This is a genomic window from Actinacidiphila glaucinigra (assembly GCF_035918135.1).
Classification (GTDB): domain Bacteria; phylum Actinomycetota; class Actinomycetes; order Streptomycetales; family Streptomycetaceae; genus Actinacidiphila; species Actinacidiphila glaucinigra.
The window spans coordinates 7,750,333-7,765,848 of record NZ_CP109144.1; the positions used below are offsets into that span (position 1 = coordinate 7,750,333).

A 15,516-nucleotide genomic window follows, 5' to 3' on the forward strand; every position below is an offset into this window, starting at 1 on the left:
GGTGGAGCTACCTGGCGCGGCGGCGGTGCCGCCATCGGCGCGTCCTGTCCACCGCGGCCACCGCCAGCATGAGCATGCCCACCTTCACGGCGGAGTCGACGAGGTTCTCCGGGCCGCCGAGGACGTGGGCGAGGCCCCAACCGGCCAGTGACAGTGTCGGCCAGACGACCGGCACCGAGATGGCGAGCCGGCGCCGGAACGGAGTCGTGTGGGTCACGGGGCGAGGATATCGGCTGATCCGCCCGGATCTGGCGACAGTTCGTGCAGTTCATGGGTGCGATTGCTCCGGTTGCACCCGGGGCGCGATGAGGACAGCATGTTGCGGGGGTGAAAAGTCCGGCTTGTCTCCCTGTGGCACTGGCGGTGGCTGCTCCCCGTGACACCTGCCGCGCTCCGCGCCGCCCGGCGAGGGCCGGCACCGACTCCACGGAGGCCGGCGCCCTGGGGCGGTGGTGCCGTCACCAGGAAAGGAACCTCCGCATGTCAACCACGGTCATCCAGCATGTCCTGAACCGGCTGCGCGACATCGGCGTGCGTCATGTCTTCGGTGTCCCGGGCGACTACGCCTTCCCCGTCAACGACGCCATCGCCGAGCACCCGGACATCCAGTGGGTCGGCAGCTGCAACGAGCTCAACGCGGGCTACAGCGCCGACGGCTACGCCCGCGTCCACGGCGTGGGCGCGGTGAGCACCACCTACGGCGTCGGGGAACTCAGCGCGATCAACGCCGTCGCCGGCGCGTACACCGACCACCTGCCGGTGTTCCACCTGGTCGGCATGCCCAAGATGCCCGTGCAGGCGCACCACTCGATCGTCCATCACACCCTGGGGAACGGGGAGTTCGACCTCTTCCGGAAGATGTCCGAGGCCGTGGTGTGCGCGAGCGCCATCATGACGCCGCAGAACGTCGCGTCCGAGGTCGAGCGGCTCATCGCGGCGGCGTTCTACCACCGCCGCCCGGTCTACATGGCCTTCCCCGCAGACCTCGCGACGATGCCCGTGGTCGGATCGGCCCAGCCGATCCCCGCGCCCGCCAGCGACCCCGCGCAACTGGACGCCGCCGTGCAGGCCGTCGCCGACATGCTCGGCCGGGCGAAGAGCGCCTGCGCCCTGCCCGGCGTGCTCACCGCCCGCTCCGGCCTCGCACCGGAGGTCCAGCGGTTCCTGGACGCCACCGGGATGCCCTTCGCCACGATGATGGCCGACAAGGGAGTCCTGAACGAGGAACAGCCCGCCTACTCCGGCATGTACGACGGCAAGCTCATGAACGAGGGCGTCCGCCGTTTCGTCGAGGGCAGCGACGTCGTCGTTCTGATCGGTGCCCTGATGCACGACTTCAACAGCGGCGCGTTCACCGCGGACCTCGACCCCGGTCGCACGATCGACATCCGCCACCACCACGTGAGCGTCGACGGCATGACCTACCAGAGCGTGGAGATGAAGGACCTCCTCGCCGCGCTGACCGGGAAGCTGCCGCGCAGGCAGTGGCCGCACATCTCGACCGAGGTGACCCGCATGGCCCCGGCGGGCGGCAGCGCCGGCGACTCCATCACCGCCGAGAACCTCTACCCCCGCTGGGAGGACTTCCTCAAGCCCGACGACATCCTGGTCGCCGAGACCGGCACGGTCTCGATGGGGCTGGCGTTCGCCAAGCTGCCCAGCGGCGCGACGTTCCACAACCAGACACTCTGGGGTTCGATCGGCTGGGCCACCCCCGCCGCGGTCGGCGCGGCCGTCGCGGCGCAGGACGGCCGGCGCGTCGTCCTGATCACCGGGGAGGGTTCGCACCAGCTCACCGCGCAGGAGATCAGCCAGTTCGGGCGGTACGGGCTGCGGCCTGTGGTGTTCGTCCTGAACAACCACGGCTACCTGATCGAGCGCCTGCTCTGCAAGCACCCGGACATCGCCTACAACGACCTGGCCAACTGGCGGTACTCCGAACTGCCCAAGGCCCTGGGCTGTGAGGACTGGTTCACCGCCCGCGTCTCCACCCTCGCCGAGCTCGACCAGGCGATGGACGCCGCGGGGAAGGCCGGCACCGGCTGCTACATCGAGGTCATGACCGACACGTACACCGCGCCGCCGCTGGCCAGCCAGCTCCACGACAACATCGAGAGCCTCTACTCCACCTGACCGGCGTCCACGCCGAAACGATCGGTGAGCGGGCGGGCCGTGAGGCCCGCCGTCAGCCCGATCCGAGGGGCGCCGCCCGAAGCGGGCCGCCGTCCGGGGCGGCGGGGTGGTCGGCGACCTCGTCCCACCACAGACCGCCGTCGGACGTCAGGAAGGGGTGCATCCCGCGCGCGCCGCCGCCGTGGTGCAGGGCTTCGGCCACTTCGTGCAGGTACAGGGCCAGGCTAGGCACCGCATCGGAGAAGTCGCCGCTTCCGCCGTGCCCCGCCCAGCCGAGGCGGCCGTGACCGGGGCCCGGACGCAGATCGAGGACCTGCGCGGTCCCGTCGGCGCCCACGGCCCAGGGGACCCAGAGCGGGTGCCACCAGGGCTCGTCCTCCCAAGGGGGCACCGTCAGGCCGTCGACGTCCGACGCCACCTGCATGCACATGCGCCAGTGGTCCACGATCGCCGCGACGGCGAGCGGGGACTGGCCTTCCGGCAGCAGGGCGGCCCAGTCCGCCGCTCCGTTGTGGCAGCACAGTGACTCGACCAGTTCGCCGGGGAACCTCACTCCCAACGCGCGTTCGGCGGCGGCGACTTCACCCCGGGAGGCCGGGGGGTTGAGCAGCGCGGGAGCGGAGGCGGAGTACGTGGCCAGCCATGCGTCGATGCGCCGCCAGGACGTCGACACCGAGGCTGTTTCCTGATCGGTCACGGGGCGAGCCTACGCGTCGCGGTCCCGCGGGCGCTTGCGGCATAAACTGCGGTCGTGGCCTCGCAACATGATCCCGCCGAGCTCCGTCCGGACATCGCGGGCCGAGGCGGCCTCGCCGCGGCGCTCCGGGCCGAGGCGGAGGAGGGGGGCTTCCTCCTCCCCGTCACCCCCTCGTCCGGCGACCCGTTGACCGGCGCCGCCGTCGGGAGCAGGCTGCCGCACCGGGACGCCCTGCAGGTCAACGCGTCGGAGTCCGGGTGGGAGTGGTGGATCCGCGGTGCGGACACCTCACAGGGGATGCCCCTCGTCGAGGGCCTCGCAAGGGAGTTCGGGCAGCTCGTGAGGGCCGCGCGGGCGTGGCACGAGGGCGCGTCGCTGAGCGACATCCGCCGCGCCGCGCCGTTCGTGCGCCTGACCGACCGGTTCGAGGTGCCCGACGGGGACCCCGCGCTGCTTGCCGAGTCCGAGTGGCGAGGGCTGCGCAACGAGGCGAGGACAGTGGTCGTGCCCGGGTACCGGGCGCTGGTCGAGGAGGCGTACGCGGTGCCTGCGCTGCGGGCTCTCTACCCCTTCAGGATGCGTTGGGCACTGTGCTTCTCGACCACCACCCGCCCGGACCTGACGGTGACCGGGCCGCGCCTGAGGGCATACGACACCGACGAGTTCACGGTCACCGAGGACCTCGTCGGAGGGGGCGTCCTCGCCGTGACCGCCACGGCGCGGGAAGCGGTGGCGGTCGCGGTTCGTCATCTGCCGAGTGGGCTCGGCCCTGTGAGGTCCGGCGCGTCCGGCCGGCCGCCGCACGGTCCACCGTCAGGACCGCAGTAGTTCGGCGGCTCTTTCGGCGATCGCGTAGACGGTCGCGTTGGTGTTCGCCGAGGGGATCGACGGGATGACGGAGGCATCGGCGACGCGCAGGCCGTCCACGCCGTGCACGCGCAGGGCGGGGTCGACGACGGAGTCCGCGGCGTCCTGGCCCATACGGCAGGTGCCGACGGGGTGCATGTACGAGCACAGGGTCCTGAGCGCGTACTCCCGCAGCGCGGCGTCGTCCCCGGCCTGCGGACCCGGCTGGACCTCGTGCCCGTGCCATTCGCGGAGCGCGTCCGCCCGGCCGATCTCCCGTGCCAGGCGCAGCCCTTCGACCACGGCGGCGAGGTCCCGGCCGTCGGAGTAGTAGTCCGGGTCGACGAGCGGCAGGACGTCCGGGTCCGCGCTCGCCAGGCGGACGCTGCCGCGGCTGCGGGGCAGTATCGCGGAGACGGCGATGGTGTAGCCCTGCCCCGGGCCGGGTGCGCCGGGGGCGGGGATGTGGCCCGCGGCGTCGACGAACAGTACCTGGAGGTCGGGGCCGTCGAGCCCGGAGCCGCTGCGCACCAGGCCCAGGGCCTCACCGTGGTTGTTGACTCCGGCGGGCACCGGACGCGCCGACCGGTAGACGAGGTTGACGATCGGATGGTCCTGCAGGTTCGCCCCGACGCCCCGGAGGTCCGCCACGACGTCGATGTCCGTGCCGCGCAGGTGCTCCGCGGGCCCGATGCCGGAGAGCATCAGCAGTTGCGGTGATCCGATGGCGCCCGCAGTGAGGACGACCTCGCCCGAGCAGCCGACGACCGACGTGGTGCCGCGCCTGGTGACGTACTCCACCGCGGTGCACCGCCCGCCGCTGATGTGCAGCCGGTGCACCTGGGTCCCGGTCACCACGGTCAGGTTGGGACGGTGCAGGGCGGGGGCCAGGTAGGCGTCGGCGGCGCTCTGCCGTCTGCCGTCGACGATGTTGAGGTCGGACCAGCCGAAGCCTTCCTCCACGCCGCCGCCGATGTCGGCCGCGCGCGGGTGACCGGTCTCGGCCGCCGCCTCGAGCATGGCCGCCACCACCGGGTTCGCGGGCTCGGGCGGCCCCACGGTCAGGGGGCCGCCGACCCCGCGCACGGCCGGATCCCGTCCCGAGGTGTTCTCGCTGCGCTTGAAGTAGGGCAGCAGGCCGTCGAACCCCCAGTCCGTCAGGCCGGACTCCGCCCACGCGTCGTAGCTGGAGCGGTGGCCGCGCACGAAGTTCATCGCGTTGATGGCGGACCCTCCGCCGAGCGCGCGCCCGCGGGCGAGGAGCACGCCGGTGCCGCCGGCCCGCTGCGGGACGGTGGTGTCCCCCCAGTCGGCGGACGTCCGCAGCAGCGCCGGCCAGGCGGGCGGCGTGCTCATGTCGGTCGAGGTCTGCGCCGTGCCCGCTTCGAGGAGCAGGACGCGGGGGCCGTCGGACTCGGACAGCCGGGCGGCGATCACGCTGCCGGCCGTCCCGCCGCCGACCACGACGTAGTCGTAGGTGTCGGTCGTCGATTCCATGGTTGTCCCGGTCGGTCATTCGGAGATGGGGTAACGCGGCGGCTGGGAGCCTTCGATGGTGATCCACTGGAGTTCGGTGAACTCCTCCAGTCCCGCGCGCCCGCCGGACTTGCCGTAGCTGCTGTTCTTGACGCCGCCGAAGGGCATCTGGGGTTCGTCGTCGAGGGTGGTGCCGTTGATGTGGCACATGCCGGCGTTGATGCGCTTGGCGAGGTCGAGGGCGAGGGGGATGTCGCGGGTGAAGACGGCCGAGGTGAGGCCGTAGTCGCTGTCGTTGGCGACGCGAAGGGCTTCCTCGGGTCCGTCGACGGTGATGACGGTGACGATCGGGCCGAAGGACTCCTCGCGGTAGACGCGCATGGCGGGGGTGACGTCGGCGAGCACGGTCGGCGCGAAGCACGGGCCCTCGGACGTACCGCCGGTCAGGAGCCGGGCGCCGGCCGCGACCGCGTCCTGGACCAGGCCGGACAGCCGCGCGATGCTGTCCGGTCCGACGACGGGGCCGAGCGCCGTACGGGGGTCACGCGGGTCTCCGCAGACGACGGAGGCCGCGGCGGCGGCCAGGCGCCGGGTGAACTCCTCGGCGACGGTGCGGTCGACGACGATGCGTTCCGCGGACAGGCACGCCTGACCGGAGTTGGCGAACGCGCCGAAGACGGTCGCGCTGACCGCCCGGTCGAGGTCGGCGTCGGCGAGGACCAGAACGGGTGCCTTGCCGCCGAGTTCGAGAATCGCCTGCTTCATGTGCGCGGCGGCCCGCTGCGCGATGAGGCGGCCCACGCGGCTCGAACCGGTGAAGTGCACCCGCCGTACGGCAGGATGCGCGATCAGCGCGTCCACCACCTCGGGGCCGTCCTCGGGCGCGTTGGTGACGAGGTTGTACACCCCGTGGGGCAGCCCTGCCTCGGTGAGGCATTCGGCGACCAGGCCGTGCGTGCGCGGGGTCTGTTCGGACGCCTTCATCACCACGGTGTTGCCCACGGCCAGCGCGTACGGGACGGAGTTGCCGACGAGCAGCGCCGGGGCGTTCCACGGAATGACGCAGGCGACAACGCCGACCGGTTTGCGGATCGCGATGGAGGTGCGTCCCGGTGCCTCGGAGGGGATGAGCTCGCCGGTGAGGCCGTCGTGGACGGCGCTCGCCGCGTAGCGGAACTTCTCCGCGAGGACGCTGGTGTTGTAGTGGCCCCACGCTGCGGGGCCGCCCATCTCGGCGGTGATCGCCTCGGAGATCTCCGGGGCTCGGTCCTCCAGTGTGTCGGCGGCCGCCCACAGGATGCGGCGGCGCTCGTTGGGCGGCAGCGCCGCCCAGGCGGGGAAGGCCCGTTCGGCGGCGTCGGCCGCCCGTAGGACGTCCGCCGAGAGGGCCGCCGCGGCTTGCGAGGCGATGTCGCCGGTGTACGGGTCGCGGGCAGCGAAGGTGTGGGCGCCGGCCGCTTGTTGCCAGGTGCCGTCGATCAGCAGTTGCTGGACGGCGTTCTCGCCGGTGAGGGTCACGGGTGGTTCTCCTGCTGTGCGGTGGTGCCGTGCTTGGTGGGCAGCACGGCACCCTGGGATGGCGCTGGGGCCGCTGGTGCCGGAGCGAAGAGTGATGCCGATGGGACGCGGGTCCGCCGGCTGCGCCCCCGGTCGGGGGCGCGCGGGGTGGCGTCGTGCACGTCGGCGGTGTCGCCGGGGCTCTGCTGGGCGGCGCGCGTTCCCGATCGGGCTCCCGCTCGGAGAGAGCCGGAGTCGGCGACCGCTCGCCACTGGCCTCGGCGCGTGTGCGGAGGGCCTCGAGGACGCTTCCCGTGGGGATGGGGGTGTGAGGGAGGGCGATGGTCGTCGCGGCGTCCGGAAGTCCCCGGCCAGTGCTATTGAGGGATGTCCAGGAAGCGTAGCGCTGATAAGCCGCGACATGCAACAAGCGATAACATTTCGCTACGAATGGGACATGGTCGGGTCCTCGCGCGGGGCCCGGTCATGGCGCGGGGCCGGGCCCCGGTGTCAGTTGCTGGTCGACCCAGATGAGTTTGCCGTCCGGGACGTGGCGGGCTCCCCATGCGCGGGACGACTGGGAGACGAGGAAGAGTCCGCGGCCGTGTTCGTCGGTGGCGGTGGGACGGTGGAGCAGCGGGTGGTTGTGACTGGTGTCGGAGACCTCGCAGGTCAGTACGGCGTGCCGGATCAGGCGCAGTCCGATCGTCCGGTCGCGGTCGCACTTCCCGTCGCCGTGGATGACGGCGTTGGTGACGAGTTCGCTGACGATCAGCTCCGTGGACTCGGCCAGGTGCTCCAGCCCCCACCGGGCCAGTTGCCGCGTTACGAGCGACCGGGCACGGGTGACGTCGGCCGCGTCGCCCGGGAACCGCCATGACGCCACGTGGCCCGGGCCGAGCGAGCGGGTCCGCGCGAGGAGGAGGGTGACGTCGTCGTTCGGTGCCCCGGCGGGCAGCGAGCCCACCGCGGACGAGCACAGGTCCTCGAGCGGGAGGCCGGGTTGTGCCAGGGCCGCCCCCAGGCGGTCCATGCCGAAGTCGATGTCGTGGTCGCGGTCCTCGATCAGGCCGTCGGTGTACAGGGCGAGCACGCTGCCCTCGGGCAGTTCCAGGGTGACGGACTCGAAGGGGGCCATGCCGAGGCCGAGCGGGGCTCCGACGGGCAGATCGGGGAAGGTGACGCCGCCGTGCGCGTCGATGACCGCGGGCGGGGGGTGTCCGGCCCGGGCCATCGTGCAGAGGCGGGTGACGGGGTCGTACACGGCGTACAGGAACGTCGTCGTCATGGTCGTCCCGGCCGGGGGGCCGCCCGGGCCGGCGTCGGCCTCGGCGAGGCGGGTGACCTGCTTGTCGAGGGCGGCCAGCAACTCGTCCGGGGGCACGTCCAGGTCGGCGAGGGTGTGCACGGCGGTGCGGAGCTGGCCCATCGTCGCGGCGGCGTTGATGCCGTGTCCGACGACGTCGCCGACGACCAGGGCCACGCGGGCCCCGGACAGCGGGATGACGTCGAACCAGTCGCCCCCGACGCCGTGGTGGCTGTCGGCGGGCAGATAGCGCCAGGCCACGTCGGCGGCGGCCCCGCCCGTGGGGTGGCGGGGGAGCAGGTGGCGCTGCAGCGCGAGGGCCGCGGAGTGCTCGCGCGCGTACTGGCGGGCCTGGTCGACGGAGGTCGCGGCCCGCCGTACGAGCTCCTCCGCCAGGAGCAGGTCGTCTTCGTCGAACGGCCGGGGGTCCCGCGTCCGCATGAACGTCGCCACCCCCAGTACGGCGCCCCGCGCCCTGATGGGGACGAGCATCAGCGAGTGCATCCGGTGTTCGCGGACCTTGGCGGCGCGTGCCGCGTCGTTGTGGTCCAGCCACGTACCGGGCGAGGCGTTCAGCACGGGCTCCAGGTGGGCCCTGCCGGAGCGCAGGACGCCGGTGAACGGCGATGCCGGTGGGGCGGAGACCGGATCACCGCGGGCGAACAGCGACTCCGGCGCTCCGGGCCGGATCGAGGCGAGCCCGGCGCGGCGGACGGCGGGGGTCCGTTCGCCGCCCTCGGAGCCGGGGCGGGCGGGCGGTTCCTCGCCGAGCAGGACGGACTCCGCCAGATCGACGGTGGCGTAGTCCGCGAGGGTCGGCACGGCGAGGTCGGCCAGCTCCTGTCCGGTCCGCATGACGTCCAGGGTGGTGCCGATGCGCTCGCCCGCCTCGTCCAGGATCCTCAGGCGCTCCTGCCCGCGGCGGCTGTCGGCGTCGTCCCCGCTCACGGAGCACACGCCCAGTGCGCGGCCCTGCGCGTCGTCGAGGCGGAAGAGGGAGCCGGCCGTCGGGGAGTCCTCGCGTGCCCGGGCCGGCGAGGAGGCCCGGTAACCCCCGTTGATCACCAGGTCGCCGCTCTCGAGCATCCGGTGCACGACCGCCTCGAGCGATTCCGCCTCCGCACCGGCGACCGCGTGGGGCGGGCTCCCCGGCAACCGCGAGGGCGGGACGGCGCCGTTGTCGACGCCCTGGATGTCGTTGACCCAGATGCAGCGGACCTGGGTGCCGCGCATCGCGATGCCGATCGGCAGAGGGCGGGGGACTTCGACGGCGACCGACGGCGGCGGTTCCGCGGCCACGACCGCCGACGGCTCCGTCACCGCCGGGCCCTGCGCCGTCCAGGAGGGCGGGGAGGGCATCTCGGTCGCCGAGACGAGCCACTGGGAGCGGCCGTTCCGACCGGCCAGTGACTGTGCGGTCAGGTGCACGTCGATGCCGCGACCGTCGCGGTGACGGATCCGTGCGGGGCCCGACCAGCGGCCCCGGTGGCGGAGTTGCTCCGTCGCGGGGGCCTCCCGCGGACGTCGCCGTCGAGCAGCAGCGCGCGTGCGGGCCGGCCGACCATTTCCGCTGCCGAGTAGCCGACGAGCCGCTGGGCGGCCTGCGACCAGCCGGCCACGGCGCCCTCCGCGTCGAGGAGCGCGGTCGCCGCGCCGCCCGGCGCGGGGGCCTCGTGCGCTTCCGGCGTCGCCGTTCCAGTGGTACTGCCCATCGGTCATTCCTCCCGTGTCCCCCCGCGGTGCGGGCCCTCGCGGCGGTGCGGGCCGGGCGGCCGGTGCGTCAGGCGGCCGTCGGAGGTTCGTGGTTCGCGGCTGCTCCGTACACGTCCATGCCCGCAAGGCTACGCAGCCGAATACTCGGGACACTGGTCCAATTCCATGAAGAATTCGCAGGACAATTCCGCGGACGGGTCCGTCGCCGGACACGGCACCGGCCTTTATTCGTGCCCGCGCGGCTTCCTCCGGCTGTGTCCCGGGCGGCCACGCCGGGCGCGCACTTCGCGGGCTGTGGCCCTGGCCGGGTCCGGACCTCACATCGAAGGCCCCTGCGCCGCCTTTCCCTACGAGCGCCGCATCGCCGCATGACGGCCGCCGCGGTGCGAAGCCGGCAATGGAACCGGCCCTAAGGAGCGGGTCCCGGCCGCCGCCTCACAACCCGGCGGGCTGTGCCGTCGTATCCCTGCGCGAGAAATAACGACCGCTTCCGGAAATAACGGGCACTCCTTGTGCGGGTGTCGCCACAGGATGTCCGGATTGCGACCATAGGCTGCGTCTATCGACGCCTTCCAATATGCGTCTTGGACGGCGTGGCGCGTTCGTCCATAGCATTCGGGCATGGCACTCGCAGGAATTCGTCCGGCAAGTGTCAGCGCCACCGGGAAACGGCCGTGACCACCTTGGAGGAGGCTTCCATGAATTGGCGCGACGCCGCCGCCTGCAGTGAGGAAGACCCGGAACTGTTCTTCCCCATCAGCGGCAGCGGCCTGGGAATGGTGCAGATCGGCGAGGCCAAGGCCGTGTGCGGGCGGTGCCCCGTCACCTTCCAGTGCCTGGAATGGGCGCTGGGAGCCGGCCCGATGGAAGGCGTGTGGGGCGGTACCACGGAGAGCGAACGACGTGCGCTGCGGGGACGTACCACCCGCGAGCGGCTGAGAGAGGCCGGCGAGACCGCCGCCTGAGCCGTCCCACAGCGACGGCTCGCCGGTTTCCGTCACTGCCTGCACGATGGAACCACAGACACTCATGGAGGCCCTGCGCCGCCGCACAGGTGTCTCCTCGGACAGAGGAACGCATGCTCATGCGGGGCAAGGACGCGGGGCAACTGAGCGCCCCCTCGAATCCGACGCTGAAGGACCGGCCCATGCTGATGGCGCTGGCCTTCCGGATGCTCGGCTCGACGCACGACGCCGAGGACGTGGTCCAGGAGACCTACGCCCGCTGGTACGCGATGTCCCCGTCGGCACGCGCCGGCATCAAGTCCCCCACGGCCTGGCTGGTCCGCGTCGCCGGCCGGATCTGCCTGGACCACCTCGGCTCCGCCCGCGTGCGCAGGGAGAAGTACACCGGCGAGTGGCTGCCCGAACCGCTGCCGGACAGCGCGGCGTGGAGCAGCGTACGGAGGCCGGGCCACCTGGACGACCCCGCGGACCGGGTCGCCCTCGACGATTCCGTCACGATGGGGATGCTCGTCCTGCTCGAGGCACTCACCCCGGCGCAGCGTGTGAGCTTCGTCCTGCACGACGTCTTCAAGGTCCCCTTCGCCGAGATCGCCGCCATCGTGGGCCGCAGCGCCGAGAGTTGCCGCGCGCTGGCCGTGGCGGCGCGCCGCGCCATCGCCTCCGCGCGCAGGAACGAGGCGGACCAGCAGGAGTACCGGCGGCTGGTCCGCGAGTTCAAGAGGGCCTGCCGGACCGGCGAACTCGACCGTCTGATCGCGCTGCTGGACCCGCAGGTCACCGCCAGGGCCGACGGCGGCGGACACGTCCGTGCCGCGCTCAGGCCCATTCGCGGAGCGGAGAGGACGGCGCGTTACCTCATCGGTGTGTCCCGCAGGGAGAGCCGTCTCACCACGGCCCTCATGACCCTGGAGAACGCCGCTCACCGCCCCGCCCTGGTCTGCCAGGTGGAGGGGGCGGTGGTGGCCGTCGTGACCCTGCACGTCGCGGGATCGCGGATCACCGACGTGTGGATCACGCTGAACCCGGAAAAACTGGCCGCCTGGGCTTGAGGTTTCCCCGCGCTCCCCGCCCCGCGGTCAGTGCCCGATGCCGTGCCGCATCTCTTCCTCGGTCGGCTTGGCCACCTGGGAAGACGGTCCGTACAGGGCGTGCGACAGGCGCAGCCTCAGGCGTTCGCGGCGGGTCCGCCCGCGCGGAAGACCGTTCGCGTCCCCGCCGGGGCCGGGGCCGGGGTCCAGGGGCCGGTACTGCTCGTGGGAGCCCAGGACGTGGCGTTGGGCGGCGTCGGGGGGCCGGTGGACCTCGACGTACTCGCCGTGCGGCAGCCGGCGGATCAGCCCCGTCTCGGCGCCGTGCAGGAGTCTGCCGGCCGGGACGGTGCGCCGCGGGTGCGGGACGGGTGGGGGACGGGTGCGCGGGGCCACCCGCCGCCACCGGCGGGGGGTGGCCCCGGCCGGATCCGCCCGGCCGGAGGCTCACCGGGGCAGGCGGTCCCAGAAGGCGCAGTGGTGTGCGGAATACGCATCCACGGGGCGGATTCCCCCCGGTCCGGGAGTCAACGACTGCACCGACCGCGCCGATCGCGCGAGAGGCGACGAAGGGCGCAGGACGGGCCATCGCGGGGCGTCGGCGGTGTTCGGGTCGCCGGTGCGCGCGAAGGCGGTCCAGTAGTCGACCATCCGGTCCGACAGGGCGCGCTGGGCGTCGCTCAGCGGTCGCTCGGTGGGGAAGGAGGAGAACAGGAACGGCATCTCGAAGCCGTGCGCCGCACCGTAGGGGAAGCCCGGGTTCGCCGGCAGACCGGCGAGGACGGGAGCGTCCGGATCGCCGAACTCGTAGCCGTAGAGGGGGATGCCGGGGGCGTGGGCGGCGATGGCGCGATCGGCTGCCAGCGTGGTGCAGGCGAGGGACCGATCGGTCAGCGCCGCGGCCCAGGCCAGTGCGGGCGTCAGGTGCTCTGCCGCCGGATAGCGCGCCTCGACGGCCTGGGCCGCAGCACCGAAGGCCTCCACCAGACGGGCGCGGTAGTCGTCCTCGGTGCGGATCGGGAACGCGGCGAGCGACAGACCGACGAACATCCGCATCTCGTCGTGGTTGGTGCCCTGGACGACCGGCACGCGGTGGAAGCGCCCCGACGTCAACGCCTCGTCCGGCGCCATGGGCAGCAACGCGTTGCCGAAGGCGGGCCGGTTGAAGGACTGCATCAGTTGCGCGGTGGCCAGGCGATCCGTGCTCTGCCCGCGCAGGCACGCCAGCGCCTCGTCTCCGCCGTCCGCAGTGCAGCCCAGTTGCCGGGCGGCCTCTGCACCGGCCGTCTGGACATCGCGCTGTGAGGCGAACGGCTCGTACACCGGTGTCCCGGGTCCGAGAGCGCCGCGAGGGAAGGACATGAGGCAGGAACCGCTCTGGAGCACGGCCCGCTGGAAGAGCCGGGCGGCCGCCGGCGAGGTGAGGTGCGCACAGATGCCGAGCGCGCCCGCGGACTCACCGAACAACGTGACCCTGTCCGGATCGCCGCCGAAGCGCTCCGCGTTCGCCCGCACCCAGCGCAGGGCGGCCTGCTGGTCCGCCAGTCCGAACGGCGGGGCGGAGCCCAGCGCGGGGTGGCCGAAGTAACCGAAGATCCCCAAGCGGTAGTTGACCGTGACGACGACCGTGTCGCCCCGCACCGCCAGTCGTTCGGTGCTGTAGTCACTGCCGGAACCGCCCAGGAACGCACCGCCGTGCATCCACACCAGCACGGGCCGCTTCTGCCCGGCCGGCTTCGGTGTCGGTGTCGGCGTCGTGACGTTGAGGTAGAGGCAGTCCTCCGACCCGAGGACCGCGGCCGCGCCCGGTGCCGGCATCTGCACGCAGGATTGAGCCGGCGCTGTCGCGTCCCGGACACCACGCCATGCCGCGGCCGGCACCGGGGCGCGCCAGCGCAGCGCTCCGGTCGGCGGCGCAGCGTAGGGAACGCCCTCGAAGGTGGCGTACGCGCCGTGTGGCACACCGCGGATCAGGCCGTGGTCGGTGCGTACGACGGCTCCGCTCTCCCGCGCGGAGGGAGGGGAACCGGGTTCTGCGCCGGTCGCCGGTACGGCGGTGGCGGTGAGCAGGGCCACCGCGCAGAGCAGGGGGAAGAGCACCGCACGGAGCCGGTCTCTTCGGCTCGGACGCCGTGTTGTCATGGTCGAGGACATGCGTACCCACCGTTCTCGGTCGGACGGGATCGGACCAGGCCGCACGAGGACGCACGAGGCCGGTCAGGCCGAACGAGGCCTGAGCGGTGGGGAACGGTGCGACCGGCGCGGTCGGTGATCAGTACGCTAGGACCTCCCGTGCGCTGGAGGTTCAAGAGCCTGTGACGCAAGACACGTGGAGCATCGGCGAACTCGCGGCCGGAACGGGGGTCCCGGTGAAGACCCTCCGCTACTACTCCGACAGCGGCCTGCTGCCCGTGGCCGCCCGTAGCACCGGTGGTCATCGGCGCTACGGTCCCGAGGCGTGGGAGCGGATCCGTCTCATCAGACGCCTGAGGGCGCTGGACACCCCGATCGCGACCATCACACAGATGGTCACCGGTGAGCGCTCCTTCGGCGAACTGGTGGCGACCGAGCTCGAGATGGTGCAGGAACGACTGACCGAGCTGCGGTGGCGCCAGGCCACACTCAAGTCCCTGGACGACTGCCCGAGCGACGAACGGCTCCGGCGCCTGGAGATCCTCTCCCGCGTGCAGCGGCTCCCGCAGGCGCATCGCACCCTCACCGACCACTGGCATCGCGAGCTGCCGGCGGCCATGCCCAAGCGCCGGCTCGACATCATGATCGCCATGCTCTCCCCCGACCCGCCGCAGGACCCCGATCCCGCAACGGTCCTGGCCTACGCCGAACTCCATCTGCTCATCTCCACCCCCAGCTTCACCCGCTGGACCCAGGACCACGACGAAGAGATGAGGGACGCGCCGGCCTTCTACGGGGAGATCGACGAAGCCGCCGCTCTGACGGCCGCCGCCGTGGCCCAGGGGCTGGCGCCCGGTGCCGGGGACGCGGTGACCGCCTTCGTCTCCGCCCACGCACGAGCCCGGCGCGAGTCGGACACCCCCGCCTTCCGCGCGTTCCTGCATGGGCTGGTGTCGAGGTCATCCGGCTTCGACCCCCGCCTGGAGCGCTATTGGGCCCTGGTCGGCACCGTCACCGGCGGGCGCGTGCTGAACATGACGGTGGCTCACCGATGGCTGACGGACGGGCTGTCGATCTCGATATCCGGCAGTGCGCCTTCGGCTTCGAGAGGCCGCCCGACCCCAGGGAAAGCCCGTACCGGGCAAGGGAGCTGGGGGAATCGGTACTGAAACGGCACGGGCGGCCAGGACGTAGGGGCGGTGGGCGTCGGCGTCGCGCCCACCCTGAGACGGCCTGGACCGGGGCGACGCGCGTGCGCTCCTGGCCGCCGACCCCGGCCGCCGACTCCCGTCACAGGTCCGGGAGGAGAAGCCAGACCTCGGAGCATGCGAGGCCGTGCTCGTGGATCACCACCCCGCACGGGCAGCCCAGCGAGAGCCGGCGCCAGTCGCAGGTCACCGTCCACGGCCCGGCCTGCCTCCCGCAGGCCGGGCAGCCGACGGTCCCGGCGGTCCACACCCCGGCAGCGGGTCTGCCGTGACGGCGGAAGCGACCCGCGTACCGCACCTGCCAGGGCTCGGCCGGGGGCGTGAGCGGGACCGTCCCGGGCGGGCTCGCCGAAGCCATCGTGGCGAACAGCGCGGTGAGGTCGGGAAGCGGCCTCGGCTGCCTCTGTGGGCGGCGCTGACGGGCCGCCGCCAGGGCCGGGGCGCCGTTATCGCCGGGCACGCGTCACCCGCGCCGGACGGGTAAGACGGCAGCCATGAGGATCGATGGCGCCGC

General features: G+C 72.7%; 14 protein-coding genes. 5 read left to right on the forward strand and 9 right to left on the reverse strand.

Going from position 1 to position 15,516, the window contains the following annotated elements; all coding sequences use genetic code 11:
* Positions 1 to 7: 7 nt before the first annotated feature.
* Positions 8 to 217: a hypothetical protein gene (locus tag OIE69_RS35005; protein WP_326578634.1), complete on the reverse strand. Its 210-nt coding sequence runs from the start codon at positions 215 to 217 to the stop codon at positions 8 to 10.
* A gap of 263 nt (positions 218 to 480) precedes the next feature.
* Between OIE69_RS35005 and OIE69_RS35010 the strand changes: the two genes are divergently transcribed.
* Entirely contained in the window at positions 481 to 2,133 is a 1,653-nt protein-coding gene (locus OIE69_RS35010; RefSeq protein ID WP_326578635.1) for an alpha-keto acid decarboxylase family protein, read from the forward strand.
* 52 nt (positions 2,134 to 2,185) lie between these two features.
* Here the strand turns inward: OIE69_RS35010 and OIE69_RS35015 are convergent, their stop codons facing one another.
* A complete protein-coding gene (locus tag OIE69_RS35015) occupies positions 2,186 to 2,830 on the reverse strand; it encodes an SMI1/KNR4 family protein (protein WP_326578636.1) in 645 nt (214 codons plus the stop codon).
* Positions 2,831 to 2,884: 54 nt separating this feature from the next.
* On the opposite strand from OIE69_RS35015, the gene OIE69_RS35020 reads away from it, so the two are divergent.
* Entirely contained in the window at positions 2,885 to 3,658 is a 774-nt protein-coding gene (locus OIE69_RS35020; RefSeq protein WP_326578637.1) for a DUF6193 family natural product biosynthesis protein, read from the forward strand.
* Here OIE69_RS35020 and OIE69_RS35025 read toward each other — a convergent pair.
* The 4 genes from OIE69_RS35025 to OIE69_RS35040 form a co-directional block, all read right to left on the reverse strand.
* The gene (locus OIE69_RS35025; RefSeq protein WP_326578638.1) at positions 3,644 to 5,173 is read right to left on the reverse strand and encodes a GMC family oxidoreductase; all 1,530 of its coding nucleotides are present in this window, start codon (positions 5,171 to 5,173) and stop codon (positions 3,644 to 3,646) included. The two genes, OIE69_RS35020 and OIE69_RS35025, sit on opposite strands and share 15 nt — an antisense overlap.
* A 15-nt stretch (positions 5,174 to 5,188) precedes the next feature.
* The gene (locus OIE69_RS35030; protein WP_326578639.1) at positions 5,189 to 6,670 is read right to left on the reverse strand and encodes an aldehyde dehydrogenase; all 1,482 of its coding nucleotides are present in this window, start codon (positions 6,668 to 6,670) and stop codon (positions 5,189 to 5,191) included.
* Between the two features lie 463 nt (positions 6,671 to 7,133).
* Entirely contained in the window at positions 7,134 to 9,383 is a 2,250-nt protein-coding gene (locus OIE69_RS35035) for an ATP-binding SpoIIE family protein phosphatase (protein WP_326578640.1), read from the reverse strand.
* Positions 9,374 to 9,667, reverse strand: coding sequence for a PAS domain-containing protein (locus tag OIE69_RS35040; protein ID WP_326578641.1), 294 nt, complete (start codon positions 9,665 to 9,667; stop codon positions 9,374 to 9,376). The genes OIE69_RS35035 and OIE69_RS35040 overlap by 10 nt, the downstream gene beginning before the upstream one ends.
* 699 nt (positions 9,668 to 10,366) lie before the next feature.
* Between OIE69_RS35040 and OIE69_RS35045 the strand changes: the two genes are divergently transcribed.
* Together OIE69_RS35045 and sigJ are read left to right on the forward strand one after the other, a co-directional pair.
* The gene (locus tag OIE69_RS35045) at positions 10,367 to 10,633 is read left to right on the forward strand and encodes a WhiB family transcriptional regulator (protein WP_326578642.1); all 267 of its coding nucleotides are present in this window, start codon (positions 10,367 to 10,369) and stop codon (positions 10,631 to 10,633) included.
* A gap of 119 nt (positions 10,634 to 10,752) precedes the next feature.
* Positions 10,753 to 11,682, forward strand: a complete 930-nt coding sequence (gene sigJ / locus OIE69_RS35050) for an RNA polymerase sigma factor SigJ (RefSeq protein WP_326578643.1) — start codon at positions 10,753 to 10,755, stop codon at positions 11,680 to 11,682.
* A gap of 27 nt (positions 11,683 to 11,709) precedes the next feature.
* Here the strand turns inward: sigJ and OIE69_RS35055 are convergent, their stop codons facing one another.
* Positions 11,710 to 12,057: a hypothetical protein gene (locus OIE69_RS35055; protein ID WP_326578644.1), complete on the reverse strand. Its 348-nt coding sequence runs from the start codon at positions 12,055 to 12,057 to the stop codon at positions 11,710 to 11,712.
* 51 nt (positions 12,058 to 12,108) lie between these two features.
* Positions 12,109 to 13,815, reverse strand: a complete 1,707-nt coding sequence (locus OIE69_RS35060; RefSeq protein WP_326578645.1) for a carboxylesterase/lipase family protein — start codon at positions 13,813 to 13,815, stop codon at positions 12,109 to 12,111.
* Between the two features lie 161 nt (positions 13,816 to 13,976).
* Between OIE69_RS35060 and OIE69_RS35065 the strand changes: the two genes are divergently transcribed.
* On the forward strand, positions 13,977 to 14,963 hold the full coding sequence (locus OIE69_RS35065; protein ID WP_326578646.1) for a MerR family transcriptional regulator: 987 nt from the start codon (positions 13,977 to 13,979) through the stop codon (positions 14,961 to 14,963).
* Between the two features lie 121 nt (positions 14,964 to 15,084).
* Here OIE69_RS35065 and OIE69_RS35070 read toward each other — a convergent pair whose 3' ends face one another.
* Positions 15,085 to 15,462, reverse strand: coding sequence for a hypothetical protein (locus OIE69_RS35070; RefSeq protein WP_326578648.1), 378 nt, complete (start codon positions 15,460 to 15,462; stop codon positions 15,085 to 15,087).
* Positions 15,463 to 15,516: the final 54 nt, after the last annotated feature.